General features: G+C 66.6%; 23 protein-coding genes, 1 tRNA gene and 2 pseudogenes. 15 read left to right on the top strand and 11 right to left on the bottom strand.

Going from position 1 to position 26,234, the window contains the following annotated elements:
* Positions 1-8 precede the first annotated feature (8 nt).
* From HD596_RS21690 to HD596_RS21680, 3 genes are all read right to left on the bottom strand, one after another.
* On the bottom strand, positions 9-902 hold the full coding sequence (locus HD596_RS21690; protein ID WP_185067915.1) for an IS982 family transposase: 894 nt from the start codon (positions 900-902) through the stop codon (positions 9-11).
* A gap of 305 nt (positions 903-1,207) precedes the next feature.
* Positions 1,208-2,059 carry a CU044_5270 family protein gene (locus tag HD596_RS21685; RefSeq protein ID WP_185071166.1) on the bottom strand — a complete coding sequence of 284 codons (852 nt, stop codon included), beginning with the start codon at positions 2,057-2,059 and terminating at the stop codon, positions 1,208-1,210.
* On the bottom strand, positions 2,052-2,624 hold the full coding sequence (locus tag HD596_RS21680) for an RNA polymerase sigma factor (protein ID WP_185071165.1): 573 nt from the start codon (positions 2,622-2,624) through the stop codon (positions 2,052-2,054). The genes HD596_RS21685 and HD596_RS21680 overlap by 8 nt, the downstream gene beginning before the upstream one ends.
* A 1,044-nt stretch (positions 2,625-3,668) precedes the next feature.
* Between HD596_RS21680 and HD596_RS21675 the strand changes: the two genes are divergently transcribed.
* Complete coding sequence (locus tag HD596_RS21675; RefSeq protein ID WP_185071164.1) at positions 3,669-9,416, top strand: DNRLRE domain-containing protein; 5,748 nt, start codon at positions 3,669-3,671, stop codon at positions 9,414-9,416.
* 84 nt (positions 9,417-9,500) lie between these two features.
* Here the strand turns inward: HD596_RS21675 and HD596_RS21670 are convergent, their stop codons facing one another.
* Positions 9,501-9,983, bottom strand: a complete 483-nt coding sequence (locus tag HD596_RS21670; protein ID WP_185071163.1) for a hypothetical protein — start codon at positions 9,981-9,983, stop codon at positions 9,501-9,503.
* A gap of 745 nt (positions 9,984-10,728) precedes the next feature.
* On the opposite strand from HD596_RS21670, the gene HD596_RS21665 reads away from it, so the two are divergent.
* From HD596_RS21665 to HD596_RS21650, 4 genes are all read left to right on the top strand, one after another.
* Positions 10,729-11,166, top strand: coding sequence for a hypothetical protein (locus HD596_RS21665; RefSeq protein ID WP_185071162.1), 438 nt, complete (start codon positions 10,729-10,731; stop codon positions 11,164-11,166).
* Between the two features lie 35 nt (positions 11,167-11,201).
* Complete coding sequence (locus HD596_RS21660) at positions 11,202-12,677, top strand: DUF6571 family protein (protein WP_185071161.1); 1,476 nt, start codon at positions 11,202-11,204, stop codon at positions 12,675-12,677.
* 155 nt (positions 12,678-12,832) lie between these two features.
* Positions 12,833-13,246 carry a hypothetical protein gene (locus tag HD596_RS21655; RefSeq protein WP_185071160.1) on the top strand — a complete coding sequence of 138 codons (414 nt, stop codon included), beginning with the start codon at positions 12,833-12,835 and terminating at the stop codon, positions 13,244-13,246.
* Between the two features lie 5 nt (positions 13,247-13,251).
* The gene (locus HD596_RS21650) at positions 13,252-13,554 is read left to right on the top strand and encodes a hypothetical protein (protein ID WP_185071159.1); all 303 of its coding nucleotides are present in this window, start codon (positions 13,252-13,254) and stop codon (positions 13,552-13,554) included.
* A 470-nt stretch (positions 13,555-14,024) separates the two neighbouring features.
* Here the strand turns inward: HD596_RS21650 and HD596_RS21645 are convergent.
* A tRNA-Arg gene (locus HD596_RS21645) sits at positions 14,025-14,096 on the bottom strand.
* 116 nt (positions 14,097-14,212) lie between these two features.
* Between HD596_RS21645 and HD596_RS21640 the strand changes: the two genes are divergently transcribed.
* The 6 genes and pseudogenes from HD596_RS21640 to HD596_RS66140 all read left to right on the top strand — a co-directional run.
* Positions 14,213-14,602 (top strand): response regulator transcription factor, encoded by a 390-nt coding sequence (locus tag HD596_RS21640; RefSeq protein WP_185071158.1) that lies wholly within the window; start codon positions 14,213-14,215, stop codon positions 14,600-14,602.
* A 51-nt stretch (positions 14,603-14,653) separates the two neighbouring features.
* Complete coding sequence (locus HD596_RS21635; RefSeq protein ID WP_221519437.1) at positions 14,654-15,295, top strand: tetratricopeptide repeat protein; 642 nt, start codon at positions 14,654-14,656, stop codon at positions 15,293-15,295.
* A 75-nt stretch (positions 15,296-15,370) separates the two neighbouring features.
* Entirely contained in the window at positions 15,371-16,033 is a 663-nt protein-coding gene (locus HD596_RS21630; RefSeq protein ID WP_185071157.1) for an AIM24 family protein, read from the top strand.
* A 71-nt stretch (positions 16,034-16,104) separates the two neighbouring features.
* The gene (locus tag HD596_RS21625; protein WP_185071156.1) at positions 16,105-16,407 is read left to right on the top strand and encodes an ArsR/SmtB family transcription factor; all 303 of its coding nucleotides are present in this window, start codon (positions 16,105-16,107) and stop codon (positions 16,405-16,407) included.
* Positions 16,397-16,882 (top strand): YbaK/prolyl-tRNA synthetase associated domain-containing protein, encoded by a 486-nt coding sequence (locus HD596_RS21620; protein WP_313044638.1) that lies wholly within the window; start codon positions 16,397-16,399, stop codon positions 16,880-16,882. Before HD596_RS21625 ends, HD596_RS21620 begins: the two co-directional genes overlap by 11 nt.
* Positions 16,883-17,038: 156 nt before the next feature.
* Positions 17,039-17,215 (top strand): annotated as a pseudogene (locus tag HD596_RS66140) (IS701 family transposase); the annotation flags it as partial.
* Between the two features lie 330 nt (positions 17,216-17,545).
* On the opposite strand, the pseudogene HD596_RS66245 reads toward HD596_RS66140, so the two are convergent.
* Positions 17,546-17,773 (bottom strand): annotated as a pseudogene (locus HD596_RS66245) (DUF4132 domain-containing protein); the annotation flags it as partial.
* A gap of 218 nt (positions 17,774-17,991) precedes the next feature.
* On the opposite strand from HD596_RS66245, the gene HD596_RS21615 reads away from it, so the two are divergent.
* Positions 17,992-19,641, top strand: coding sequence for a hypothetical protein (locus HD596_RS21615; RefSeq protein ID WP_185071155.1), 1,650 nt, complete (start codon positions 17,992-17,994; stop codon positions 19,639-19,641).
* 160 nt (positions 19,642-19,801) lie between these two features.
* Here the strand turns inward: HD596_RS21615 and HD596_RS21610 are convergent, their stop codons facing one another.
* The 3 genes from HD596_RS21610 to HD596_RS21600 form a co-directional block, all read right to left on the bottom strand.
* Complete coding sequence (locus HD596_RS21610) at positions 19,802-20,902, bottom strand: cellulose binding domain-containing protein (RefSeq protein WP_185071154.1); 1,101 nt, start codon at positions 20,900-20,902, stop codon at positions 19,802-19,804.
* A gap of 200 nt (positions 20,903-21,102) precedes the next feature.
* Entirely contained in the window at positions 21,103-21,945 is an 843-nt protein-coding gene (locus tag HD596_RS21605; protein WP_185071153.1) for a universal stress protein, read from the bottom strand.
* A 12-nt stretch (positions 21,946-21,957) separates the two neighbouring features.
* Entirely contained in the window at positions 21,958-22,305 is a 348-nt protein-coding gene (locus tag HD596_RS21600) for a hypothetical protein (protein WP_225963971.1), read from the bottom strand.
* Positions 22,306-22,460: 155 nt separating this feature from the next.
* Here HD596_RS21600 and HD596_RS21595 point away from each other — a divergent pair, with 155 nt between their 5' ends.
* The 3 genes from HD596_RS21595 (at position 22,461) to HD596_RS21585 (ending at position 24,582) form a co-directional block, all read left to right on the top strand.
* Positions 22,461-22,856 carry a CBS domain-containing protein gene (locus HD596_RS21595; protein ID WP_281398612.1) on the top strand — a complete coding sequence of 132 codons (396 nt, stop codon included), beginning with the start codon at positions 22,461-22,463 and terminating at the stop codon, positions 22,854-22,856.
* Between the two features lie 119 nt (positions 22,857-22,975).
* Positions 22,976-23,482, top strand: a complete 507-nt coding sequence (locus HD596_RS21590; protein WP_185071151.1) for a SigE family RNA polymerase sigma factor — start codon at positions 22,976-22,978, stop codon at positions 23,480-23,482.
* On the top strand, positions 23,479-24,582 hold the full coding sequence (locus tag HD596_RS21585) for a hypothetical protein (RefSeq protein ID WP_185071150.1): 1,104 nt from the start codon (positions 23,479-23,481) through the stop codon (positions 24,580-24,582). Before HD596_RS21590 ends, HD596_RS21585 begins: the two co-directional genes overlap by 4 nt.
* Positions 24,583-24,606: 24 nt before the next feature.
* On the opposite strand, the gene HD596_RS21580 is transcribed toward HD596_RS21585, so the two are convergent.
* Together HD596_RS21580 and HD596_RS21575 are read right to left on the bottom strand one after the other, a co-directional pair.
* Complete coding sequence (locus tag HD596_RS21580; RefSeq protein WP_185071149.1) at positions 24,607-25,725, bottom strand: hypothetical protein; 1,119 nt, start codon at positions 25,723-25,725, stop codon at positions 24,607-24,609.
* Entirely contained in the window at positions 25,722-26,222 is a 501-nt protein-coding gene (locus HD596_RS21575; RefSeq protein WP_185071148.1) for a SigE family RNA polymerase sigma factor, read from the bottom strand. Before HD596_RS21575 ends, HD596_RS21580 begins: the two co-directional genes overlap by 4 nt.
* Positions 26,223-26,234: the final 12 nt, after the last annotated feature.

Here is a 26,234-nt window from a genome sequence, read left to right as displayed (position 1 = left end):
AAGTCGGGTCAGTGGTCGTAGGCGATCAGGGATCGGGTGATGGGCTGGCCGGTGGCTCGGTTGTGCCAGATGGCGGCGGTCAGGGCCAGGATGCGCTGGGCGATGCGGGCGCCGACCCCGGTGACGGTGCGTCCGCCGTGCAGTTCCAGGTCGAGCTGGCCCTTGAGCGTGTCGTTGACGGACTCAATCAGCTGGCGGATCGGCTTGAGCAGCTCTTCGCCGGGGCGAGGGGTGCGGTTGCGGTAGGACGGGCGCAGCAGCCGCACGCCGCGCTCGGCCAGGAAGGTGTCCAGTTCGGCGGAGATGTAGCCCTTGTCAGCGACGATGAGCAGGCCGGGCCGGTCGGCGAGCAGGTGCGGGTCGTGCTCGCAGATGGCCATCAACACCTGGCGTTCGTCGATGTTGGGGGTGGCCAGGGCCCAGGTGATGGGTAGTCCGGCGGGGGTGCAGATGAGGTGCAGGCGCAGGCCCCAGAAGTAGCGGGAGTGGGAGCGGCAGTAGCCGTAGCCGGCCCAGCCGGCCAGGTTCGAGCGTTGGGTGGTGGGGCGGGAGCGGCCGCATTCGATCGGAGTGGAGTCGGCCACCCACACCGCATCGCTCCACAGGTCGGTGTCGGATGCCAGCGCCCGGATGGCCCGTTTGAGCAGCGGCAGGGCCTTGTGCAGGCGTTTGTTGTAGCCGGACTGGCCGGGCAGGTAGGGGAAGGCGCCGGGCAGGTGCTTGGGGACGTAGCGCAGCCAGCGCGCCTCGGAGTGGATGCCGAGCAGGACCTGGGCGACGGCCAGGGTGAGCAGTTCGGCGTCGGTGAGTTTCGGCTTGCGTCCCAGTCGTGGCTGATGTCCGAGCCAGTCGTCGATGCTGACGTACAGTGCGGTGAGAAGGGTGTTGAGGTCTGTTGTCACAAACCGATCGTCAACACCCTTCGTTATGTACGCACTCCGTACCGCAGCTACTTAGGACTTACTCGTCTAGCCGCATGGCTGGACCTCAACGCGACGACCAACCCGCTCATGGGCGGAACTTGGACGTGGGAAGCCGCGGCCCGCCTGGCCACATCGGTGGTGCTGGCCTGGATCGTCATCCCGGGCGGGCTCGGCGTTCTGCGCGTCGTCAGAAAGGACGTGAGCTGACGGCTCCACCTGCCGCCGAAGACGAGCTATCTCACTGCGTCGGCGGCGGCCGAGCCCGCCTCGGCTACGACGGGTTTTCACCGCGGCAGCTGGTCCGTCCACTCGGTGGTCACCGAGATATACGAGTTGCTTATCATCGAGCCCCCTTCGGCGGTCAGCAAGACGTTGGCGCGCGCCACCCGGGCGGCCTCGGGATCGACGACCATCCTGATCTCCATGCTCCCTGAGAGCGGGATCAGCAGCTCCTGCCCGCCCTCGACCGGCCCGGTGTTCTTGACCCCCGGCGTCGCGGCGAGGGCCTCGAATGCCGCCGAACGGACCTGCGCGGGCGTAGGCAGCTCCGTGATCAAGGTGATCAGCGGGGAGACGAGCTCGCCTTGCCGGTCGGCAAGGGGCATGGCGCTGTCACGCCGGGGAAGCCCTGCGATGCGCTCCTTCAGCTGCTCCGGATCCGCCGGAAGCCCTTCGAGCTCCTCGAAACCGATCTCGGCGCCCATGAGCCTGAACGGGGCCGGGTCCTCGACGACGGAGCCGGCAGTGGCGTACGGCTCGTTCCTGGACCAGCGGTGGCCGTCGCGGGTGGTCCAGCTCTCCTGCACTTGGAGCCCGTCCGGGCCCTGCCACGTACGCGTGATGTGCCAATAGGTCCCCGTGCCCTGGGGGATGTGTTCGGCGCTGGCCGCTGCCATGAGCAGGACGTCCCTGCCCGAGACCGGCGCGGCGGCGGGCGAAAACACGCTGGTGACGATCACGGCGACGGCCACTGCGGAGGCGACCGCCATGCCCAGCACCGGTAGGAGCCGACCGCCGCGCCGGCGGGCACGGCCCCGCGTCATCCTGTCCTGGAGACGTCCCCTGCTGCGGGTGATCGCCTCGGCGGACGGTTCGGGCTTGGCCAGCAGGCTCGCGACGGCGTTCACGTCATCCACGGGCGTTCTCCTTGTCAACGAGGGCGAGGATCTTGCTGCGGGCCCGGCTGAGCCGGGAGCCCACGGTGCCGACGGCGATGCCGAGCGCCTGAGCCACTTCGTCATAGCTGAGCTGGCCCAGGGCCACGAGCAGCAGCACGTCGCGCTCGCCACCGGACAGGGCGGCGAGCGCCCTGGCCAGGTACGGCTGCATGCGCTCGGCGGCGACAGTAGTGACGACCCGATCCTCGTGGCCTTCCACGACGGGCTCGGGCCCCAGCTTGGCCAGCGCCTTGTAGTGGCGGGTCTCCTTGCGGCGGTGCCTGGCGATCAGATTAGTGGCGATGCCGAACAGCCAGGGCCGAAGGTCTCCGCGTTCCGGGTCGTACCGGTCGCGCCGGTCGAAGGCCAGCAAGAACGTCTCGGCGGCGAGGTCCTCGGCGATCTGCGTGTCCAGGCGGCCGGCGACGTACAGGTAGATGTCGCGGTAGTAGCGGTCGTGGACGGCGGTGAACAGGTGGGGGTCGCGCCGGTACCGGGCGACGAGCTCGGCGTCGGTCACTTGTTCGCTCACTTCGGCGCTCACGCTCTTGTCTCCGGCATAAGGTCGGCCTTCCGGTCGGCGGTCACGATCACCCATCCTTCGCCGCAGGCCGGAATCGTCTTCCCCCGCGCATCCGAAAGGAAAGGCTGGGCTAGCTGACCAGGAGAGACCCCGCTGACACCGGATTCCGTTCCAAATCTCCCTGAGTGCCGAGTTCGCGCACCCGCCGAGCGGCTCAGCGCCAGCGAGACGATCCAGTGCTCCCGCGAAACCCACGGCCAGATGGGCGCACGCCCGGCCTGTCCATTAACGGCGACGCTGAGGCATGCTTCCCACTGGCACTGCTCACCCTGCGGCGCGGCTGGGGCCACGATGGCAGAGAGTGGAGGCGCCGATACCCCCTCAGGCGGCCTACACCTTGGCGCGCAAACAAGGCTACGATCCATGATCGGTACGTGATCATGGGCACATGCCTGCCATCAGCGGCCGCGGGTGACACAACCGGAATACAGAAGGACCTGCGTTTCCGCAGGTCCTTGCCATCTTTCAATGGAGATCTCGAGTGCCCCCTGCAGGATTCGAACCCGCGCGCCCGGCTCCGGAGAGGGTTGCGGGTTTACTCGTAGACATGCTTTGACCAGGCACTATGCATTGACATCGCTCAATCAAGGCAATGGACGGTCCACACATGGTCCACGACCATGCTCTGGCCTCATCGAAGGGTGCACTCCGTTCACCCGTCCGGCCTTCCCCTTGCCTGCTTGTTCCACCGGACGGAACAGGGCCTTTGGGCGTCTTCCCTGAGCTTGGCAACCTCTGCAGGCGGGACCTGCGAGCACACCTCCGGGGGCGGGACTGATCTCGAACGCTTACAGGAACTACGCATCCCGCATGACTGGCCTCCTTCTGCAAGTTCACTCGCAACACGCAACCTCGTGCTGCACCCCCTCTATCGCAGCTGCGCCCTGGTTCAGGTGTCTGGCGCTTACGGAGCTCACCCTTCCCGTCACCCAAAAGGATCTTTACATTTATTTACGGCATATGTGATGATCACTCCGTTTTGCCACATATGTTCGAAAGGATCGGGTGAACACATCGCCAACAGCGTCCGGCTTATCCGCCCGGACGCGCCGCCGTGCTGCCCTGATCGCGGCTCTGACACTGCCGCTCTCACTGTTGAGCGCACCCGCGACCGCTCAGGGCCCCACGCCACCCTCCACCACCACCCCCACGACGCCGCCAAGTGCCCCCACCACACCGACCGCCAAGGCGCTGGCTCAGGCCAAGAAGGACAACCGGCGCGTCGAGATAGAGTCGATGCGCTCGGAAAGCGCCACCTTCTACGCCAACCCGGACGGCAAGACGGTCCGGATGGAGCTCAGCACCCAGCCGAACCGGGTCAAGAATGCAGACGGCAAGGGCTTCACGCCGATCGACACCACCCTCGTCGAGGCGGACGGCGCCATCAAGCCCAAGGCCGCGCACGGCGACCTGGTGTTGTCCGCTGGCGGGGACAACACTCTGCTCAAGAGCCGGGCGACCGACGCCACCGCGAAGATCAGCACGCCGTCGGCACTGCCCGAGCCCCGGCTGAAGGGCAACACCGCCACCTACCCGAATGCCTACGGCAAGGGCCGCGACCTGGTGGTGACCGCGAGCCCGACCGGCTTCCGGCAGCAGATCACCATCGCCGAACGGCCCACCGGCCCGGTCTCCTTCCGGGTACCGGTGGACCTGCCCGCTGGTCTGTCGTTCAAGACGAACGCCGCCGGCCGACCCACCATCGTGGGCAAGGACGGCAAGACGCTTACCGAGGTGCGGCCGACCCTGCTGCAGGACGCCAAGGCCGCTGACGCGGGTGCCCCGCTCGACGCGGGCAAGATCGGCAAGGCCGCCGTCACACTCGCGGAGGACGGCAAAACCCTCGTGTTCACGCCAGACACCGCGTTCCTGGCCGACCCAGCAACGACATACCCAGTAATCATGACCGCTGCGGCGTCAGACTGGTACGAAGGCCACACCGGCCAGTGGGGCAAAGGGGGTATGGACACCTGGATCAACGACGTTGACTACCAGGAAAGCTGGGATACCTTCACCCAGACCCAGATCGTGGTCGGCAAGTCCTACGCTAGCAGCGTCGCCAAGCGCTGGCGCGGCTACCTCAAGTTCCCCACCATTCCCGCCGAGTTCGCGGGCAGCAAGGTGGAAAACGCCGACCTGCACCTGTGGAACTACCAGTCCAACGAGTGCGGGACCTCGGTCGGCTCCGGCATCACGGCGCGGCGGATCACCTCCGCCTGGGACGAGACGACGCTGCGCTGGAGCAGTCAGCCGTCCGTCACCAGCGTGGGCGCGGACACCGAGTACGGCGCCTACGGCGAAGACTGCACCGGCTCCATGAACTATGCCTGGAACCTGACCCACACCCTCAACACGATCGTCCAAGAGTGGGTCAACGGCGCCACCAACTACGGCATCCAGCTCACCGCGGGCAACGAATCCGAGTTGCGCAACTGGCGGCGCTACACCTCCGAGGACGCCGGCGGCTGCACGACCACGCCGCTGGAAGACTGCAAGTTCCAGCTCCACCCGCCCATCCTCACCGTGGACTTCGAACCCCCGCGGCCGCCCCTGACGCGGAAAACCGTCTACGACGGCATGCCTGAATTCCCCGAGGGTGACGTCGCGTCAGAACTGTTGGAGCAATACAGGGGCAATAACGTCACTGACGAGCCCCTCGCACCCACAGCTGTTACCCGGTACAAGGCTCTCGCTGACGCTCGTGCCATGGAGGACATCACCGAGTCTGATCCGGCCACGATGCCGCCCCCACCTGAGGGCCTCACGGACGATCAGATCGCAAGGGATCTGAATCCTGATCGATTGCCCGTCGAAGTCCCCACCGAGGAAACGGTGAGGGGACATTGGAGTCTCGATGAAGGCACAGGTAGCGTAGCGGCCGACTCCTCAGGGGGAGGCAACAACGCGACGCTAGGCAGCACTGCCTCATGGACTCCCGGGAACAACGGGATGGCTCTGTCCAACACCGAGAACCCGGGCTCGGCCAGCCCCTCGACAGCACAAGCTCGTGCAGCCGCAGCCACAGAAGCCGAGAAATTGGGCAAGCCGGTGGAGGTGGTGGACGAAACCTCCGAGACCAGCATCACCTATGCTCAGCCGGACGGAAAAACGTTCAAGACAGAGACTGCCTCCGGACCCGTGCAGACCCGCCAGGATAATGTGTGGGTTCCGATCGACACCGCCCTGGCCGACGTGGATGGGGTGTTAAAGCCTAAGGCGATCGCATCGGGCATCACAGTGGAGATATCCAACGGTGGTGAGGGTGCGTTTGTTCGTATGACCGCCCCCCGGGGACGGACATATGTGTTGCAGTGGCCGACTGCGTTGCCTAAGCCGACGCTTAAGGGGAACGTGGCCACCTACACTGATGCGGCCGGCAAGGGCGCGGATCTCGTGGTGACAGTACTGCCGACTGGGTTCCGGCATCAAGTAGTGCTGCGACAGCGGCCGTCCACGCCGCTGGAGCTGCGTATCGGTGTGGACAACGACGGGCTGATCTTGTCCAAAGGCAAGGCCGGACGGCTTTTGCTCAAGAGCAAGGACAACAAGGTCGTTGCCTCAGCACCGCACCCGGTCATGTGGGACGGCAGCGCCAAGGGGCGTCGCCCTCTGGCCAAGAGCGTCAAGGTTGCCACCGACGTGGTCACCAAGGGTGGCCGTACCGAGCTGGTGCTCAAGCCCGACCATCAGTTCCTGACCGACCCGGGCATCACCTACCCGGTTCGGATGCAGCCTCTGGCGGCGTCGACGAGTAGCGAGGACGTCCAGCTCGCCAGCACCGACACGGTGGACTCGCCAGCGTACCCCGACGGCTCGACCATGGTCACGGGTGTGCAAACGGGGCAGAAGATGCGCGCATACCTGCGCTTCCCCACTGGAAGTCTGCAAGGTCAGACGGTAACCGACGCAAAGCTGTCGCTGTACAACATCGTCAGCTCAGCCTGCGGGGCGTCGGTCAGTGACGGCCTCCAGGTCCGCCGGGTAACCGGCGCCTGGGACGTCAACAACCTCTACTGGTCGAACAAGCCGACCGCGACCACCGAGGACGCGCCAATCAACAAGGCCGGCTACGACATGTCCTGCGCCGGCGGAGCCCAACCTCTGGAGTGGAACGTCACTGGCATCGCCCAGGACTGGGCTGCCGGAGCTGCCGACCACGGTCTGGTGGTGCAGTCGCCGACCGAGAGCACAGCGATCAACTGGCGCTACCTCACAGCCTCGGAAGACACCGATTTTAACCAGCCGCCCACACTAACCATCACAACCAGCGGACCCGCATCCGCGCCAGCGATCGCTGCGCCGATGATCACACCAGCACAAGACGTGTCCGGCACGATCGTGACCACCTCACTCACACCACAGTTGGCCGCCACCGTCTCCGACACCGCAGACGGCGACTTGACTGGCCAGTTCGAAATTGAGCACGACCCCGCGGCGACTGGACAGGGCACCGGTCAGATATGGACCGCGACCTCTGCGGCTGTGGCCTCAGGCGGACAAGCTGTGGTCTCTGTTCCCGCAGGCAAGCTTGCCAACGGATGGAAGATCCGCTGGCGGGCCCGTGCCGCCAACGCCGTCGCCGGAACCACCTCGGCTTGGTCCGCATGGCAATTCGCTACCGTGAACGTGCCATCGCCGGAACCTGAGCCGCAGGTCCATGCCCTGCAAGTTATCCCGTCTCAGCTGATCGACGGCACGATCGTGACGTCCACCCTCACGCCCGCATTTCTCGCTCAGGTTACCGACACCGCTGGTGGCAACCTCCGCGCTGAATACGAGGTCGAGCACGACCCTACCGCTACAGAGCAGGGAAGCGGGCAGATCTGGACCGCAGCTGTGGATGGGCTCGTCTCCGGAGCTCAAGCCAGTGTGACGATCCCGGCAGGCAAACTCTCCGATGGGTGGAAGGTACGCTGGCGCGCCCGCGCAGTTGCCGGGAGCACGAGTTCTCAATGGTCGGACTGGCAATCCGTCACCATCAAGATCGCACAGTCCGGCGAGGAGCCGCTAGCTCGAACCGCCGGGGCAGTTATTCGTACGGATAGCAGCTTTACCATCGCAGCCTGGCTGCGATGGGCCGACAAGAACGGTACTTATAGGGTGGTCGAACAGAAGGGCGCCCACCAGGCCCCCTTCCTCTTGGGCAATACGCCGGACCGAGGCCTGATCTTCGCTTTCACAAGCGCGGATGCCCAGGACGCAACGACCGAAACGTTGTTCTCCGATGTAGAACCCCCTGCCGACGAGTGGTTCCACCTGGCCGGCGTATACGACGCCACAAGCAGGACCGCAACGCTGTACCTGAACGGAACTGCGATCAAAACTGCGTCGATCGGTTTCCCCACGTGGAATACCGACAGCGCCATGACACTGGGCACCAGCATGCGCGGCGCCCTCGACGATGTCTGGGTCTATGCCAAGGCCCTGAATGCAAGCGACATCGCAGCCCTTTATGGTGCAACGGGTACACAAGAAGCGGCCTCGCCGACAAAAAATACCAAGTTGTCTGCGGTGCCAAATAACAACTTCGTGTACGATCGTATTGATTACAATGACTGTGTTAATACCGTCCGCAGCGCCTATGTGGCCGCGAGTGGCACCAAGCCGGCGATCAACCCGCGAGGGTACACCAAAAACAACTTCTCTTGGTGCACTCGGCAGATCCCGATGCTCGCTGTTGAGGTATACGACTACGCCAAGAAGAAATGGGAGACAACAGACCTCGCCGCAGCGGAGCTGGTGACCATCGGTCGAACGTTCCAAGGTAGCCGCGAAATAGAATTCGATGTCTATATGCCACGCGTAAATGACGCTGTCGAAGGGACTGCATTCAAGGATAAGAACTTCACGGTTGGCCTGAAGATAACACCCGACCCGTCACCCGCGGCCTGCAAGCAGGTTGTGAATGAGCAGTATCCCGCCGTGTTCTCGGGGCCGGTGGAATACTGGGCGGGCCGAAAAGTGACCTTCAAGGTCGAATCTCCCGACACAGGCTGGATCCCAGGCCCTAACAACAGGGAGGTTATCGCCACCTGTGTGACACAGTTGACTCTCACAGCGCCGCATGTTGCTGGCGTCCAATACAATAATAAAACGGCTCAGCAGGTGATCCGATGCGACTCTGCCGAATACATCACATGGTATAGATCGGGATGCATATTCGCTCATCTCGTGCCATCTATTAAGCTTCGCCAGACTCAGTTCCCGAACGCTTATGCTCATGTCTCGAAGGCGTTCCTCGCTCCGAACACCACAATCCCGGAGACAACCACGACGGATGTGAGAATGTGGCCGCCGCAGACACGCGTACCGCTAGGAACACCAAAGCAGTTCCCAGGCTTCAGTAAAAACAACGGAATCCATCGCCTCTACTGGGACGAGAACCGTATAGACAGAAACAGATGGCGATCGCAGCGGATATGCGGCTATAAGAATTACCCTTCATGGGGTGGGGCCGACCCCGTGCCATGGAATCCCGCAGTTGTACAGTGCGACGAGTTCCCCTTCGCTAGCACGTACGAAGGCTCCTGGGAGGTATGGCAGAAAACACCGCCCGACGACCAATGCTGTACGTATCCGAACATGGCAAACGTAACGGTGGACCTGATCCCCGCTCAGGAAAACCTGGCGTGGGGAGCCAATTGGGATACCGGAGGGCTCGGGCGCTTCTACATGGTGGACCGAATCTTGGACGAGGACGACTTCTTCATCCGTCTCTACAACTCCGACGACAAGCTAGTGAACATTAACTAGCAACCAACTAGGAGTAGAGCCCGCCTGCCGGAAGTTCGATCTACCCGGCAGGCAGGCTCCCTTCAGGGCTCCCCAGCGGCTCTGCTAGAGTGAGGGCCAAAACTGCAGCCGATAGGATTCCAGCCCTTGCGGTGGGCCATCTTCGATATAACGCTCACCTTTCCCTGGTCCCAGACTGCATCGAACCGACCACGTTCTATCCGCCGCACGCAGATTCAAAGATTTTCGGGACGGGCGACCAAGAGTCTGGACAAGTAGCATGCGACCTGAACTGCAGTACATTTGAGTAGTGACGCTTTTAATCCAGCCCTTGTCATCGGCAGGCGGATGCCCGTCCCATAGCTCGAGCGCCACATCAGCAACATGCCAGTCTGCGACATTGCTCTTGACTATGGCTATGTTGGCGGTCGCGACGAACCAGACATCTGGATTCTTCAGCTGCGCTCCGAGATCTTCTATGGCCAGCGCGCTCGCGGGCCTGTTTGCCGAACCATCGTTATCCATGAGCATGAATTGATAAGCATCGACTTTGATCGTATCCTCGATACGCTCTATGAGGTCAGTCATTCCATTTCCACTAAACTAATGCTCGGCCGTCAATAATGACAAAAATAAAGCGGCGGCGAGAAGACCGGATTGGCAGCTGGCGTCCGCGACCCGTGCGAAGCTCTGGACCTGCCCATCGCGTCGAAGAACATCGAGTACATCCATTCCACGGTCAAACGCCTGGTCAGTCGCGGCGTCCTCGTTGAGACCGAGCCGGGATTGTTCACTCAGCCGCGCCCGTAGCCCGAAAGCGAGTCTCGGACCAGCTCCACTTACCCAACCCCAACGACGAAAGGACGTCAACTCGCCAACCGCCCTCTGGGAGCGCCAGTGCGAGGCCTCCATTCGGCGAGGCGCGATCGTTACGGTAGCTCGAACTGTCCGAGGAGGGCCAGAGGGACACTATTCCGACTATTCGGCGGCGCCGCATCGAGCGGCCGGCACGCCCTCAGCCTGGACCGGCAGACCCATGTGGGTGGCGTCTCTATTGTCGGCAAGGGTGAACCCGTAGGGCGCCTTCTGCGTACATCCCGCTGTCTGGGCGTTTCCAGGAGCCGGGGATGAGCATGCTGTTACGTTATGCGCCCTTCGCCAGGGGTCTTGGGTTGTGGGAGGATCCGACTGTTGTCGAGCATGCCGGAGACCCGCCATGACGACGCCTTCGCCGGTTCCCCAGCAGTCTCCCGAACAGCCGCGGGTACATCCTCCGGGAGATCCTCCGGCCCGCGCCGACACAACCCCGGCGCCTCCCTCTTTGACTCCGCCGGTGGTCGCGCAGCCGCCCGACTGGGGATATTCGGGGATCGACCCGAAGCTGATGGGCGAGTTCGAACGCGACCTGGGGCGGGCGGAGGCCACGCTCGGCAGGAACGAACCGCTGATCCGCCGCACGTTACAGGACCTCAACTTGGACACCTCGCGGTTGACCGCAATGCGGGAACTGGGCAACTGGATCGGTGCCACCCGTCCGGAATTACGCCGCCGCAACGACACGATCCAGGCCGTGAGCACAGAATGGGGCCCAGCGGCACCTGGCGGAATGAGCCCCTTCGACGAGGTCCTGTACAACGGCGCCTCTGGCGATGCCGACGTGTACGCGGCCGCGGCCAAGTTGAGCGAGCTTGACCCATCCAGCGAGGTGGACGAGAAAACCGTCGCCCAGTTGGAGAAGCGGCGGGTGACGCAGATTTCGCCACGTCGCTGATGTATGCGCTAGGGACCGAGCGGTTTCGTCATCTCATGGCGGCGCTCGTGTACCAGAAGGACGCCAGGAAGCAGCGTGTGCAGGCGGCACTGGGTAAAGCGCTCGGCGCGGCCAGCTCGCGACTGAGCACGTCATGGCGGAAAGAGCTGCTCACGAACCTCAGGGTGCCGGTGGATCAGCACGCGCTCGCAACGCTGCTCCCGTACGGCACGTTCAACCGGGACTTCCTGGTGGCAACGGCCAAGACGCTGGAGGCTCTGGACCGGAAGGCGGCGCAGGACAACCTCTCGGGAGGAATCCCGCAGGATCCGATGATCGGCGTGATGAAGGCGCTGGCCACCCACCCGAAAGCGGCCCAGGATTTCTTCGCCGGCGACCCCAGCGTGCTGAAGCGCTATGTGACCGAACGCCCCATGTACGACGACGGGGCGGCATTCGGGAAGGCGCTGGAGGCGGCGACGCTGACCTACCGAGACCGCGACGGCTCACCACAGGAACCATCGCCGGGCTTCACCTCGGCCGCGATCGCCTGGGACTTCATCCACTGGGAGGCTCAGCGAGTCCTGGCAGGCACCGAAGGACCTTCCTTCGCGACCACCGGCACCACGGCCCGCATCCTCGCCGCCTACATCAACGACGTCAACCGCGCCGCCAAGATGGCCGATGTCAGTGATTCGAAAATCTACGGACCCGACCGCGTCTATCAGCCGAAAGAGGGTCAGATCTGGGGCGCGCAGTTCAGCAGAGAGGATCTGCGCAAGGTCATGGAAGACGCGTTCAAGCAGGATCCAAAAGCCCTGGCCACGGTTCTGGCGGCCGAGACCACCTGGTCGAGAAAACTGCTGGACTACGGCGCCGCACAGGCCGCAGACGGCACGGGCGGCAAAGCGCTGAAAGCCAACGCGCAAGAAGCCGGAGCAGGCTTCGGGCTGATCACCGACGCAAGCGGGCTCGCCGCCATCCAGAAAGGCAAGGAATTGGACGAGGCGCAGGAGCGGAACATGCAGATATTCATGGCGGTGGTCAGCACTGGGCTCGCGATTCCGCAGGCAGCCCCTTGGGCGATAACAGCCGGAGTGGTGGGCTCGTGGAACAGCATGATCGAAGGCTCCGTCACGACCGAAAAGAATATGAACAAGGCGACGTACGACGCCAACACGGCGAAGGAGAAGGCGAAGTTCCTGCTCGATCAAATGGCCGTCGACGCCATGCTCAAGCACGAGCTGTTCGGCAAGGCAGGGTCTGCCAGCGCCACACATCCGTGGAGTTCCTTGGAAGGGCTGGGCAAGGGAGAAGACCCTCGGAAGTCATCCAACAACTTCTTGAAAGACGACGGGAACTCGTTGATGACGCTGCATGAGATGGCTCCGTACCAGGGTGACATCCACCCGCGGCTCCAGGCCTATCAAAGATGGCTCTACGACGGCCTCGCCGGGGATCCGTGGGAGAAGATCGCCGGCGATTTGGACGCGGGGTTCGAAAGAGGGTTCTCGGAGTACAAGCCGTCATGAGATCACGTCTCGCATGGTGTGCCGCAGCGCTGAGCGCACTTGCCCTGCTAACCGCATGCCAACCGGAAGAAGCCCCGGTAAATAAAGCGTTGCTCCCGTCGGTTGCAGCTCCACCGTACATCTGTGATTATGTTCCGCTTGACGCCGTGCGGTTGATGACCGGCGTGCATGATCCCATCGTCAAGGGACGTTTCAACATGTCGGCGAACGATGGCTTGGGTTCCGGAGGGTGTTTCGTCTACCAACCGAACGGCAACAAGCTGAAGGTTCTGGACATAACCTTGTCCCCCGGCGGGTCTCAGAAAGAGGCCGAGTTCCAGATCAGCCAGGGGGCTCGGCGTCTACCGGAGATCGTTCCCGGCGCCATCGGTTATTACGGTCAGGACGGCAGCGCCGGCAACACCCAGGCCGCGGCGACACTCGTGCGCGGGGACGACCTCCTGATCGTCGAGCTGGTGCGGGGCGTCAAAGGACGGGATAACACAGCCGACGTGGTGGCCCTGATGAAGCTGGTCGCGCCAAAGCTGATCCTCAACGTGACTTCATCCCCGAAGAAGACGAAGGGCTGAGCCGAATGGCCGCGATGGTCCGCAATCCGCTGCACGAGGCACTCCAGCAGGCCATTCGCACAATCGGCCCGATGATCGAGCAGGTCGGCGCCGACGTCGACCGGCCCTGCCGGATGTTTCACACCGGCAAGGTCTGGACCGGGCCGACCGCCAAGCAGTTCGACGCCCAGCTCACCCAGTACAGCACCCGAGCCCGCACCTCCGGGCAAGCAATCATGGACGAGCTGCGTCAGACGTTGAGCCGCACGCCGAGCGAGGTATCCGAGGACGAGGCCGCTGCGATCAGGCGGAAGTACGGCATCGCCTGAGCCCCGCCGAGGCGCCCAGCTACCGGACGACACGAATGACATGCCGTGCGCCGCTTCCAGACAGGGATGTTGGGCGAGTCGAGGTTACGCATGTTCCTCGACCGATGGCTGTCCGGGCCGGAGGCGCGTCCCATCTTGCCGCTGTAGACCAGCGGGAACCGATCGGCCGGCACCACGATGTCGGCCCTGAGCAGTAAGTACGTTGGACCGTCACCATGATCGAGCCTGACGCGCGTCCTAGCCGAACGAACGTACCGGCGCCGGATCATGCGAGGGCGAGATCTTCGGAGATAAGCGCCTTCAGCGCCTCAGCGGCGGTAGCCGCTCTGGGAATCGCTCAAGATCGGCACGCCTCCGATACGTGATCTTGGGCACATGCTCGCCACCGGTGGCAGCGGGCGGCACGCCCCGGAACGCAGAAGGACCTGCGTTTCCGCAGGTCCTTGCCATCTTTCGATGGAGATCTCGAGTGCCCCCTGCAGGATTCGAACCTGCGCACCCGGCTCCGGAGGCCGGTGCTCTATCCCCTGAGCTAAGGGGGCTCGACGAGTGATAAGGCTATCAGCATCCCGGCACCACTCGGCACACGATAAAGGTCCTTGAACACATCCAGCGAAAACCACCCGTGACGACCCCGCTACAGGTTACCTTGGCGCCCGTGGGCGAGGTTCTTGGGAAAGTACTGGTCGTGGACGATGACGAGGTCATCCGGCAGCTCATCGCGGTCAACCTGAACCTGGAGGGGTTCGAGGTCGCGACCGCCACCGATGGGCAGGACTGCCTTGATCGCGTGCTCGACGTCATGCCGGACGTCATCACGCTGGACGTGATGATGCCGTGCCTGGACGGGTGGACGACGGCGCAGAGGTTGCGGACCGAGGAGGCCACCAGTCATATCAAGGTGGTGTTGATCACGGCGCGGGCGCAGGACGATGATAAGCGGCGGGGGTTGGGGATCGGGGTCGACGCTTATCTGACCAAGCCGTTCGATCCGGCCGAGTTGATCCAGGTCGTACGGGATCTGGCGACGGCGGCCGGCAAGGGTTAGGGGCGGCCCGAGGCCCTCGCTCCCCCGGATCCGATGATGGGAGTGGTGGGCGTGGACGGGCGGCTTGAGCGGGCCGGGGAGCTCTATGACCGGGCCGTTTTCGGCGGGGATGTGGCCGTGCTGGAGGTCGCCGATCGCGAGCTGGACGGCGTGGAGGCTGATCTGGCGTTGGCGCGGGGGCGGGTCTTGCATGCCCGATTTCTCGATGGGCAGAGCGACGGGCAGGGCGACGAAGAGCTGGGGCTGTTCGAGAGGGCGGCGGAGCTTTATCGGGCGGTCGGGGATGTCCGGGGTGAGGGTGAGGCGCTGCTCTGGGTGGGGATCTTCCATCAGGTCGTCCGCGGGGACGAGGCGCCCGCGGCGGCGGCTTTCGAGCGGGCCCATGAGCTGGCGACGCGGACCGGTGACAAGCTGACGCTCTCGTACGTCCTGCGTCATCTGGGCATCGCCGAGCACATGGCCGGACGGCTGCCGGCGGCGCGCGAGCGGCTGGAGGAGTCGGTACGGCTGCGTAGGGAGATCGGCTTCATGACCGGCGTGGCGGCCAATCTGGTGGGGCTGGCCTATATCGCTGCTGCGGAAGGGCGGCGTGAGGACGCGGTGGCGGTGCTGGAGGAGGCCGCGGAGATCGCCGAGGCCGAGGGAGCGGCAACCGTGCTGGGGTGGGTCGAGGAGGCCCGGGGGCAGTTCTAGACCGTCGCTTCTTTTGTGAAAAGTTTGCGTACGGTGGGCCGTAGCGTCCCCTCTTGAACCTAGGAAGGTCCAACCGTGCGTAGCTCCATTTTCGGCAATCTCGAGTCCCAGCAGCTGCCCCCCGGCTTCGCGCTCCAGAACGGCAAGATGCTGCGCGTGCAGTTACCGCACGAGGTTCTGGCCAAGCAGGGCTCCATGGTCGCCTTCCAGGGGAAGATGGACTTCGACTACGAGGGTGGCGGGCTCGGCAAGCTGTTCAAGAAGGCCGTGACGGGCGAGGGCGCCTCCCTCATGCGCGTACGCGGCGAAGGGCTGCTCTACCTCGCCGACAACGCCGACGACATCCACCTGTTCTACCTGGAGAACGAGGGGATCACCGTGAACGGGCGCAACCTGCTGGCGTTCCAGCCGCAGCTCACCTGGGACATCCAGCGCGTGCAGGGGGCCGGGATCGCGGCGGGCGGGCTGTTCAACACGACGGTCACCGGGACCGGGTGGGTGGCGGTGACCACGCACGGCACGCCGGTGCTGCTCGATGCCGCCCGCATGCCCACGTACGCCGACGGCCAGTCCGCCGTGTGCTGGAGCACGGGGCTGCACGTCGGCGTCAACCGGACGGTGAAGGTGGGGGCGCTGATCGGGCGGGGCAGCGGGGAGGCCATGCAGCTGGCGTTCAGTGGGCAGGGGTTCGTGCTGGTGCAGGCGAGCGAAGGGGCGCCCGTCGTCACCCAGTCCTGACTGCCGGAGCGGAGGCGGCATGGCCAGTCGGCCGACTAGACAGGTAATTAGCTAATTGCCATAATTCCTTTGTGCTGGACGTCGATCTGGTCAAGGCGCTGGCCAATGACAAGCGGCTGCTGATCCTCGATTGGCTGCGCGATCCCGAGCGCCACTTCCCGCCGCAGCGCGACGGCGACCTCGTACGGGACGGAGTCTGCTCGCTCTTCATCGCCGAGAAGCTCGGCGTGAGCCAGCCCACCTGCGGCGAGCACCTCAAGGTGCTCGCCAAGGCGGGCCTGATCCGCGGCAAGAAGATCAAGCAGTGGGTGTTCTATCAGCGCGACGAGGACCGGATCGCCGCGGCGAAGGAGTTGTTGAGCAGTGGCTGGTGAGCTGTACGAGCGGCTGATCGCCGACATGGACGCCGCCGGCGCCCGCTACCGGGTGATCGAGCACGCGCCGGAGGGGCGCACCGACCAGGTCAGCGCCCTGCGCGGGCACGATGTCGCGCAGGCCGCCAAGTGCCTGGTCGTGATGGTCAAGATCGGCAAGAAGCAGACCCGGCACGTGCTGGCCGTCGTGCCCGGTAACGCCCGGCTCGACCTGCAGGCGGTCAAGTCGCTGCTGGACGGCACGTACGTGGCCTTCGCCGCCAAGGACAAGGCCGAGGAGCTGGCCGGCAGCATGAGCGGGACCGTGCTGCCGTTCAGCTACGACCCCCGGCTGGAGCTGGTCGCGGACCCGACGCTGCTCGACCAGCCCGAGCTGTATTTCAACGCCGCCAGGCTCGACCGGTCCGTCGCGCTGGCCACCGGCGACTACGTGCGGCTGGCCGAGCCCAGAGTGGCCTCCATCATCCTCAACTAGTACTCCAGTGACACTTCGGGATCTTGAGGGGTCGAGGTCACATGGCGACGGCCACCGCGTGATCATTCGTGGTTGGTGAAGACAACAAAAGATCGTGCGGTGGCCGCGAGCCACAGCGTAGATCCTCATGGCTGGATGGTCGCCTGCAACGAGCTGATGACCCGGATCGGCGGCCGGTTCGGCCGCGTCGAGCCCCGCCGGGCCGCGACCGCGTACGTGCGCGGTCCGCTGGCCGACCTCGACCGTAAGAACTGCTGGACCCTGGCCGAGCATGCAGGGGCTGGCCGGACAGTAGCCGGGTGGGACGCCGACGCCGTGCGCGAGGACGTGCGGCCGGGTCGAGAACTGCCAGCTCAGGGTATTCCTGGCGGCCCTGGCCCAGCAGAGACGGGTCGAAGAACTCCGGCAGCCCTTCCTCGGCGAGCTCCCCCGTCGCCAGGTCGACGCGGTGCCCCTGCGGCTCCCAGTCGTTGTGCCGGTGTGCCACCAGAAGTCCCGGCCGTCGTGGAACCTGTGGCCGTCCGGGCCGACCCGCCGCTCGCCGGGCCGAGGGCCTGGTGCCCCCTGAACCGCCGACCGTCCGCCGTCCTGACGCTCACCAGCCCGTCCTCGGACACCTCCTCCAGCAGCCCGGCCCGCCCCTCCACGCGGAACCACCAGGTGCCGCAGGCAGGCCCGCCACCAGGGGTCGGGCCACACCCCGGCGAGGAGCCCGGCAGGCACCGGCAGGCCGTTCAGCATCCATGACTCCACGGTGGCGCGGCACTCCTTTTCGTGCCCGTCCAGATGCTCAAGCAGCGCCGCGAACTGCTCACCGACCGGGCTGGACCGCACGGCCCTGGGCACGGACGCCAGCAGCTGGCCGCCGGTCTTCCTGCAGCGCAGGGTCATCCCGTCCAGCGCCGGCTCGTGGCCGCGGACGGCGCGGACTCACGTGAGGGGAATCGCCATGGCGACGACCATGTCGGCGGGCACCGACAATCGTCCCGGTCTCGAACCCCGGAGAGTGCTTGATCACGGTTTGGCGTCGCGCGATCGAATGATCTTGACGTGGGAGCACCCATGAGACGTTACTAGAACACATGTTCCCATCCCGGCAGGAGGCTCTCGTGCCCCCATCCCTGGTTCGCCGATTAGCCGCTTACTGCGGCGCCGCCGGCCTGATCACCGGCCTGCTCACCGTCACGGCCCCCGCCGCCTCGGCGGCCGGCACCACCACCGACCTCGGGGTCACCGACTCCTACACCGCCGACCTGGCCGTCGGCGGCGGCCGGGTGTTCGTTCCCGCCGGCGACCGCATCATCGTGGCCGGCACTGACGGAAACCTCACCGGCGGTGTCGTCACCGGCCTCCCCGGCGTCCGAGAGCTGGCCGTGAACGCGGACGGCACCCGCCTGTACGCGGCTCTCACCGGCTCGAACGAGGTCGCCGAGATCGACACCGCGAGCCTGGCCGTCACCCGCCGGATCGATCTGTCGGCCCACCCCTGCCCGTCCACCCTGGCGTTGCTGGGCGAGCGGTTGTGGGTGGGGCACGGATGCGACAACGGCCCCGGCGGCGTCGTCGGCCTGGATCTCAGCGCGAGCGCCCCGGCGCCCGTGGCGGTCGGGGGCGAGCACCTGCGGCCTCCCGTGCTCGCGGCCGCCGGCGACACGCTCGTGATCGGCCAGACCGCCCTGCACCACGCCGACATACTGGTCTACGATCTCGGCGACGGCGCCCCCGCGCTGCGCGGCACGATCGACGGCGAGAAGTGGCGCATCGACTCCCTGCGCGACCTCACCCTGAGCTCCGACGGCGGCACCCTGTTCAGCGCGGCCGACACCCCCGGTCACTTCACCAGGTACGACACCAGGACCCTGGCGGCGACCGGCACCTACGGCGACGGCTGGGACGGGTACCCGTCCGCCGTGGCGCTCGGCTCGGACGGCGCGTACGTCGCGGCCGGACGCCAGTGGGGCAGCACCGACCTCACCCTCTACGACGCGGCGACGGGCGCGGAGCTGTTCGCGGCCGACCAGCCGGACGCCGAACTGCTCCCGGACGGCGTCGCGTTCTCCGGCACGGACGTCTTCGCACTGCTGCGCAGCTCCACGGACCGGCTGCTGCTGTGGCGGGTGACGGGCGTCGCGCTACCGGCCACCAAGCTCGCGGTGACGGCCCCCGCGGACGCGTACGCCGGCTCGCCGATCACTGTCGAGGGGCGGCTCACCCGCGCCGACGGCGAGGCGCTCGGGCTCAAGCCGCTCACGGTGATCCAGTACCTGCCCGGCTGGACGAAACTGCCGATCACCGGCGTGACGACGCGGCAGGACGGCACGTTCACCTTCCAGGACACGCCCGTCTTCGAGCTGCCGCCGTACATCGGCGAGGTGATCTACTGGGTGTTCTGGGACGGCGACGACGGCCACCGCCGCAGCAGCGCCTCCGTCACCGTGACGGTCAAGCGTGAAGCCACGCTCACCCTGACAGGGCCGCAGTCCGGCGTCGCCGGCACGGCCGTGGAGCTGAGCGGCGTCCTGACGGCGGGCGACAGGCCGCCCTCTCCGGGGTCCACGCTCACCGTGCAGCGCACCCTGTACGTCAAGGGCACCAGCGGTAAGACCGTCAAGCTCCCGCCGGTGAGGGTGAACGCCGACGGCACGTACACGTTCACCGACACGCCCGCCAACGCCGGCAGGTACAGCTACCTCGCGAGCTATGCGGGGGACGGCGGGACCGGACCGGCCCAGGCCACCCATCAGATCATCGTCAAGTGACCCGACGACCGGTGCCCGGCCGCCGGGCCGGGCACCTCGGCCGGGATCCGGTGGTGACTCACCAGGCCCCGCCGACGTGTTCCAGGAGCCATCAGGGTCTACGCTGTGGCCGTCGCCATGTGACCCCGACCCCTCAAGATCCCGAAGTGTCACTGGAGTACTAGGTGCAGGTGGGCGTGGGGGCGGTGTTCGTGCCGCTCCACGAGGCGGTGAAGCCGAACGTGGTCGAGGCCCCCGGCGCGAGCGAGCCGTTCCAGGCCACGTTGCGCACGGTCATCGCGGAGCCGTTCGCGCTCAGCGTGCCGTTCCAGAGCTGGGTGATCCGCTGCCCGTTCGCGAACGTCCACTGCACCGTCCACGCGCTCATGGCCGAAGCGCCGGTGTTCTTGACGGTGACCTCGCCCTGGAAGCCGTCCTGCCACTGGTTGGTGTTCTTGTACGTCGCCGTGCAGCCGCCGCCCGTGGTGGGAGTGACAGTGGGAGTGACGGTGGGAGTGACAGTGGGAGTGACGGTGGGAGTGACGGTGGGAGTGACGGTGGGCGTCGCGGTGGGGGTGATCCCCGACAGGGCAGTCACCAGGGGCGGGTACCACTTGTCGGACATCTTCTGGTCGCCGGCCGAGTTCGGGTGCACGCCGTCGTAGGTGTCCGTGCTCGTGCTGAACCCCGTCCACTGGTCCACCACCGTGATCGGCGACTGCTGCGTGGTGGTCGCGGCCGCCCAGGCGGGGATGGCGTTGTTGAAGTTCACGGCGCGCTGGCCGCAGTCGGCGCAGGTGGACGGGTTCATGGGGATGATCTTCGCGACGAGGATCTTCATGTTGGGGTTGCTGGCCCGCATCTGGTTCACGAGCGTGGTGAACGCGCTGAGGATCGTCGCCGGCGCGATGTTGCTCCACACGTCGTTCGTGCCGAGGTGCATGAGCACGATGTCGGGTTTGGTCGCGGAGAGCCAGCCGGGCAGCTGGTTCTGGCTGGCGATGTTGGTGGCCAGGTAGCCGCCGTGGCCCTCGTTGTCGCCGTCGTACGAGACGCCGCAGCCCTGCGGCGGGAGGGTGCCGACGAAGTCGATGTTGGTGTGGCCGGTGCTCTGGAGCCGGTTCCAGAGCAGGGCCCGCCAGCAGCCTGGGGAGCCGGTGATCGAGTCGCCCAGGGGCATGATCCGGGTGGCGGCGGCACCGCTGGCCTGCGTGGTCGTCGCGAATAACACCGCCGCGGCGAACGCCAGCATCGCCGCCAGCAAGGTGCTGGTCCTGCGCATCGTCTGCTCTCCCGTCGTAGCCTGCGCAGATCGTAAGGACGGCGCCGGTACGGCGGGAAGGCGGCGAGCCGCGCGCGAGGCCGCGACCTGCGCGAACGCCGGGGTCGGCGTGTAACTTTCAGGCCCGCTCCCGGCGGATCACGACTCAGGCCCGGCCCCGCGGATCACGACTTCAGGCCCGGTCCCGGCGGACCACGACTTCAGGCTCGGTCCCGGCGGATCACGGCGAGCGGGCAGGGGGCGTGGTGGAGCATGGCCTGGCTGATGGAGCCCATGAGCATCCCGGCGAGCTGGCTGCGCCCGTGCGTGCCCAGCACCAGCAGGTCCGCCTCGGCCGCCGCCTCCCGCAGCACCTCGACGGGGTGGCCGTGCACGATCTCCGGCACCACCTCCACCCCCGGATGCCGCTCCCGGTGCCCCGCCAGGAGCTCGTTCAGCTCGCGCGACCGGTCCAGCTCGCTGTCGCGGTCGGCTGGCTCGAACCCGCTCGGATGCGGCCAGGCCCACGCGTGTACGGCGCGCAGCTTCGTACCGCGCAATTCGGCCTCGGCGAACGCGAAGCCGAGCGCCCGCACGCCCCCGGGGGAGCCGTCGACCCCCACCACGATCTCGCCGCGCGGGGTCGGGGGACGGGCGCGTACCAGGACGACGTCCGTGACGGCGTGCGCGGCGACGCCGTACGCGACGGATCCCACCAGCAGCCCGCGCACGCCGCCGACGCCCCGGCTGCCGGCGACCAGCAGCTCGGCGTTCTCCGAGATCTTGACCAGGGCGGAGCGGGGGTCGCCCGGCAGCAGGACGGTCTCCACCGTGAGCTCCGGCCGCTCCCGCAGGGCGCGGTCCCGCGCGGAGATCAGCACCGATTTCGCGCTCTCGCGCAGCCACCGGCCGACCTCGGCGTAGTGGCCGTCGGCCTCCTCGCACACCCACTTCGGAACGGCGTGCGCCACGGTAAGCGGCACCTGTCTCAGCGCCGCCTCCGTGGCGGCCCAGCCGGCGGCGTCCAGCCCGGTCCTCGAACCGTCAACGCCGACGATGATCATGGGATTGGCTCCTCAGGTGAAGGCGTAACACTCCACCTCGGCGCGGCGGTACGTCAGCCCCGCGGAGACGGACTCGCGAACGCACTGGCGTTCGGCCTTACTGAGCTTGAGCGTGCCGCATACGGTCACGCCGGAATACGTGCGACAGTCGAGCGTCTTGTCGTATTTGCCGATGCGGTACATCTCCTTGACCGCCTCACGGCACTTCGCCTTGCCCTGGTCGGCATAGCGGCATTGGGAGATGAGGGTGTCGTACTGCTGCTGACTCACTTCGTGCTGGGCGGTACCGTCTCCGAAGGCGGCGGTAACGCCGGACGTGGCCATGACCACGAGTCCTGCGACAGCGGCGATCTTTTTCATATGTCCCCTGATGGGAGCATACCGCCCAGGGCCTTCGCCAAACCTCGTGCGATCTCCCGCAGGCGGGGTAGGGCTCACAGTGAAGATTCCTTCGACCCCTCTCGGAGGAGGTAGAAATGGGCACATCGGGAGTCGGAAAGACAGTCCAGGACGTGATGCACCGCGGAGCGCAGTGCGTCGGCGAACACGACAGCCTCCGCACGGCCGCGCAGATGATGCGTGATCTGTCAGTCGGCGCGTTGCCGATCTGCGGGGACGACGACCGGCTCAAAGGGATCATCACTGACCGCGACATCGTGATCAAGTGCTGCGCCGAGGGCAAGGACATCGACCAGACCACGGCGAGCGAGCTCGCCCACGGGCTGGTCTGGGTGGAGGCCCGCAGCAGCGTCGAAGAGGCGCTGCAGAAGATGGAGCAGCACCAGATCAAGCGGCTGCCCGTGATCGAGAACCACCGGATCGTGGGCATGGTCTCCGAGGCCGATCTGGCGAAGGAGCTGCCGGACAACAAGCTCGCCGAGTTCGTCCACCGCGTCTACGCACCCGCGTAAACGCGTTTGTCAGATACGAGGGGGCCCCAGAGCGGGGCCCCCTCACCATGTGAAAGCAGAGACGGATGTGCAACCTTTCGTCCCCTGGCCGCATTGGTTAGAGGCGAGAGGAGAGCACATTGGATCATCACGACGGCTTCCGCGAGTTCGTGCTTGCCCGCCAGCAAGCACTGATGCGGACCGCGTACCTGCTCGTGGGGGACGCCCACCTCGCCGAGGACCTGTTGCAGAGCGTCTTGACCAAGATCGTGAAGCACTGGCCCAAGCTGGCCAAGGAGGGCAATCCCGAGGCATACACGCGTAAGGCCCTGGTCAACCAGTACCTGGCCTGGCGGCGCCGTCCCCGGCCCGAGGTGCTGAGCGCCGCGCCACCTGAGCGGGCCGCCTCCTATGACAACGCCACGCTCGACCGGATCATCCTGCGCCAGGCGCTGGCCAAGCTGACCCGCAAGCAGCGGGCAGTGATCGTGCTGCGCTACTGGGAGGACCTCACCGAGGCGCAGACGGCCGAAGCGCTCGGCTGCTCGATCGGCAACGTCAAGAGCCAGACCCATCATGCCCTGGCCCGCCTGCGCGCGCTCGCGCCCGAGCTGGCGGACCCGTACCTGCAGGAGGTAGTTCGATGACCAGGCTGCGCGAGGCGCTGAGCGGTCTCGCGGAGGAGGCACCGCTGGTGAGCCTGGCCGACGCGGCCATCGCCGGTCACCGGCGCAGGCGGCGCGCCACGATGGCGGCGACCACCGTCGCGACGGTCGCGGCGCTGGTGGCGTCGGCGGCGGTCGCGACGGTGGTCTGGCCCCGCAGGGCCTACCCGGCCGCCCCGCAAAGTACGGACACGGTGGCCGACCTGCCCGACGGCAAGGTGGGGGCGGTCCAGTACGGGTACAAGACGCCCTGCGACGTGTCCGCGGACCAGCAGGTCATCAACTGCCGCGTCCAGGAGTGGCGGGTGGTCACCCGCGCCGGCACGACGTACCGGGTGCCGCAGGCGCTGGTCAACACCCGCAAGGGCGAGCGCGTCCCCATCGCGATCAGCCGGGACGGGCGCATGCTCGCCTACTACAGCCGCGAGGCCCAGGCCCACGTGGTCCGCGACCTGGTGACCGGCGCCGTGACGACCTCCCCCTTCAAGGTGAAGGAGGAGCAGATCCAGATCGGCAGCCAGCTCGTCGTCTCGGACGACGGCCGGTACGTGGGCTTCGATCCACGCGTGGGGAGCAAGAAGGACACCGGGCTGCTGATCGACGTGCGCACCGGCAAGACGGTGCCGATCCCCGACAAGTTCGAGGTCATCAGCATCAAGGGCGGCGTCGCCGAGCTGGTCCGCTACGCCAGGACCGACATGTGGCTGATGCCCGTCACCGGCGGAGGCAAGCGGGTGCACTTCGACGGCGCGTTCATCGGCTTCAGCGAGATCGCTCCGGACGGCCGCACGCTGGTCGCGACCGACCACAAGGACTACAGGAACAGCAGGCAGCTGCTCACCGTCCTCGACGCCAAGACCGGGCGGATCGTACGGAAGGTGCCGATCCGCGGCCTGCCGAAGGACGGCGGCTTCCATGACGCCTCCGTCTGGCAGAGCCCGTCCGAGGTCCTGATCCTCAGCGAGGGCAAGAAGGCCGGCACCTACGCGGTCGACATCGAAACCGGGAAGGCCCGGCACGTGGCCGACTATGCCTCCGGGCGCATGGACACGCTGATCCTTCCCGGAGCCGACGGGAAGTAGCCGCGAGGGGCCCGAGCCGGGAGCTCATCGGATCCTGGCGAGGTCGATGAGCACGTACTGGTCATTGAGCGCATAGGACACCAGGCCGCCATCAAGGATCCCCGGCTCGACCCCGATCATGCGGCCCTCGTCGCTCGATGGCAGGCCCAGCTCGCCCTGCTTGCCGGTGGCCAGATCGAGCAGCGCCGGACCGCCGGCGGAACCGGGCGGGTCAACGGCCATGAACCGGTCGTCGCCCAGCCCGAGCACCGGGGAGACGGGCAGATCGCGTTCGCGCGAGCCGTCGCGCAGCCGGTAGAAGCGCGTGTCGTCGGGCCTCAGGCCGACGCACGTCGTCACGCCGCACCGGACGTACCTCTCCCCCGGCCGGACGACCGCCGTGCTCGCCCGGCCGGTCTCGGCGTCGAGCAGCTCCCGGAAGCTGGGCTCGCGGTCCTGCGTGTACTCGCCCGGGGCCGCCACCCACGGCCAGCGCAGGATGTGGTGCCGTTCCGCACCCGCGACGGGGGTCACGCGCCCGCCCCTCAAAGGGAACGTGAAGACTCCGCCTTCGACGAGTGAGAACGCCACCCGGTCGCCGGCCACGGTCAGCTTCTCGCCGCGTCCCTTGACCGTGCCGACGGTGTGGATGGCGGCGGGCTTCCCGCCGGAGATCGGCACCGACCAGAACCGCGTCCGCTCGTTCCTGTCGACCGTCTGCCAGACGATCCGGCCCGCGCCGACCGTGAAGGCGTACGCGGAGGGGACGTCCGCGATCTTCCGGGTCCGGCCGGTGCCGAGATCGTAGGCGTGGATGGCGTCGGTCCTTTCCGTCCACAGGAGCACCGTGCGGTCGTCGATGAAGCTCACCGGACGGAACTCCGGGAGGTCAGGGAGCTGCCGCGGGATCTTCCAGACCGCGTCGGGCCAGACCGTCTCGACGGGTTCGGGCAGCTTGGCCGGCGCCGGCTCCGCCCCGACGGTGCCGCGTACCGTCACACCGGCGACCACCATGGCGAGCGCCGCCACCAGCGCCCGCGCCCGCGTCCCGCGGCGGCGGGAGCGGGCCGCGATCCGGCCGGGGAAGCCGGGCGGGGCCTGCGGCGCCCCCTCGGCGGCGCGAGCGAGCACCCGGCTCAGGTCGTCTTCCAGATCCGTGCTCATGGGGCGCTCCTCCTCGCGGGCGTACGGTGGGCGATCGCGGAACGGAGCTTGGCCAGGCCGAGCGACGCGTGGCTGCGCACGGTCCCCTGGGAGATGCCGAGGACGCCGGCGATCTCCGAGTCGTGGAGCTGCTCGTAGAAGCGCAGGACGAGGACGGCGCGCTGCTTGCGTGGCAGCCCTTCGAGCGCCTGCCAGAGCTCCTGGTCGGCGTCGGAGGGCAGCACGTCCTCGATCGGCGTCTCCGGGAGGGCCCAGGTGAGCTGCTCGCGGCGACGGCGTCGCCAGGCGCTGATGTGCAGCCTGGCCATGATCGCCTTGGTGTAGCGCTCCGGGTCCTCCTTCCTGCGCACGCGCGCCCACGCCCGGTGCAGCCTGACCAGCGCCTCCTGCGTCAGGTCCGCCGCGTCGTGCGGATTGCCGCTCAGGGCGTAGCCGTAGCGCAGCAGCGCGTTGGCGCGTTCGGCGACGAACTCCGCGAACCGGGGGTCGTCTTCCACTTACCATCGCCT

It is taken from the genome of Nonomuraea jabiensis, assembly GCF_014204795.1.
Taxonomy (GTDB): Bacteria; Actinomycetota; Actinomycetes; order Streptosporangiales; family Streptosporangiaceae; genus Nonomuraea; species Nonomuraea jabiensis.
This window is presented reverse-complemented; position numbering and strand designations above follow the sequence as displayed.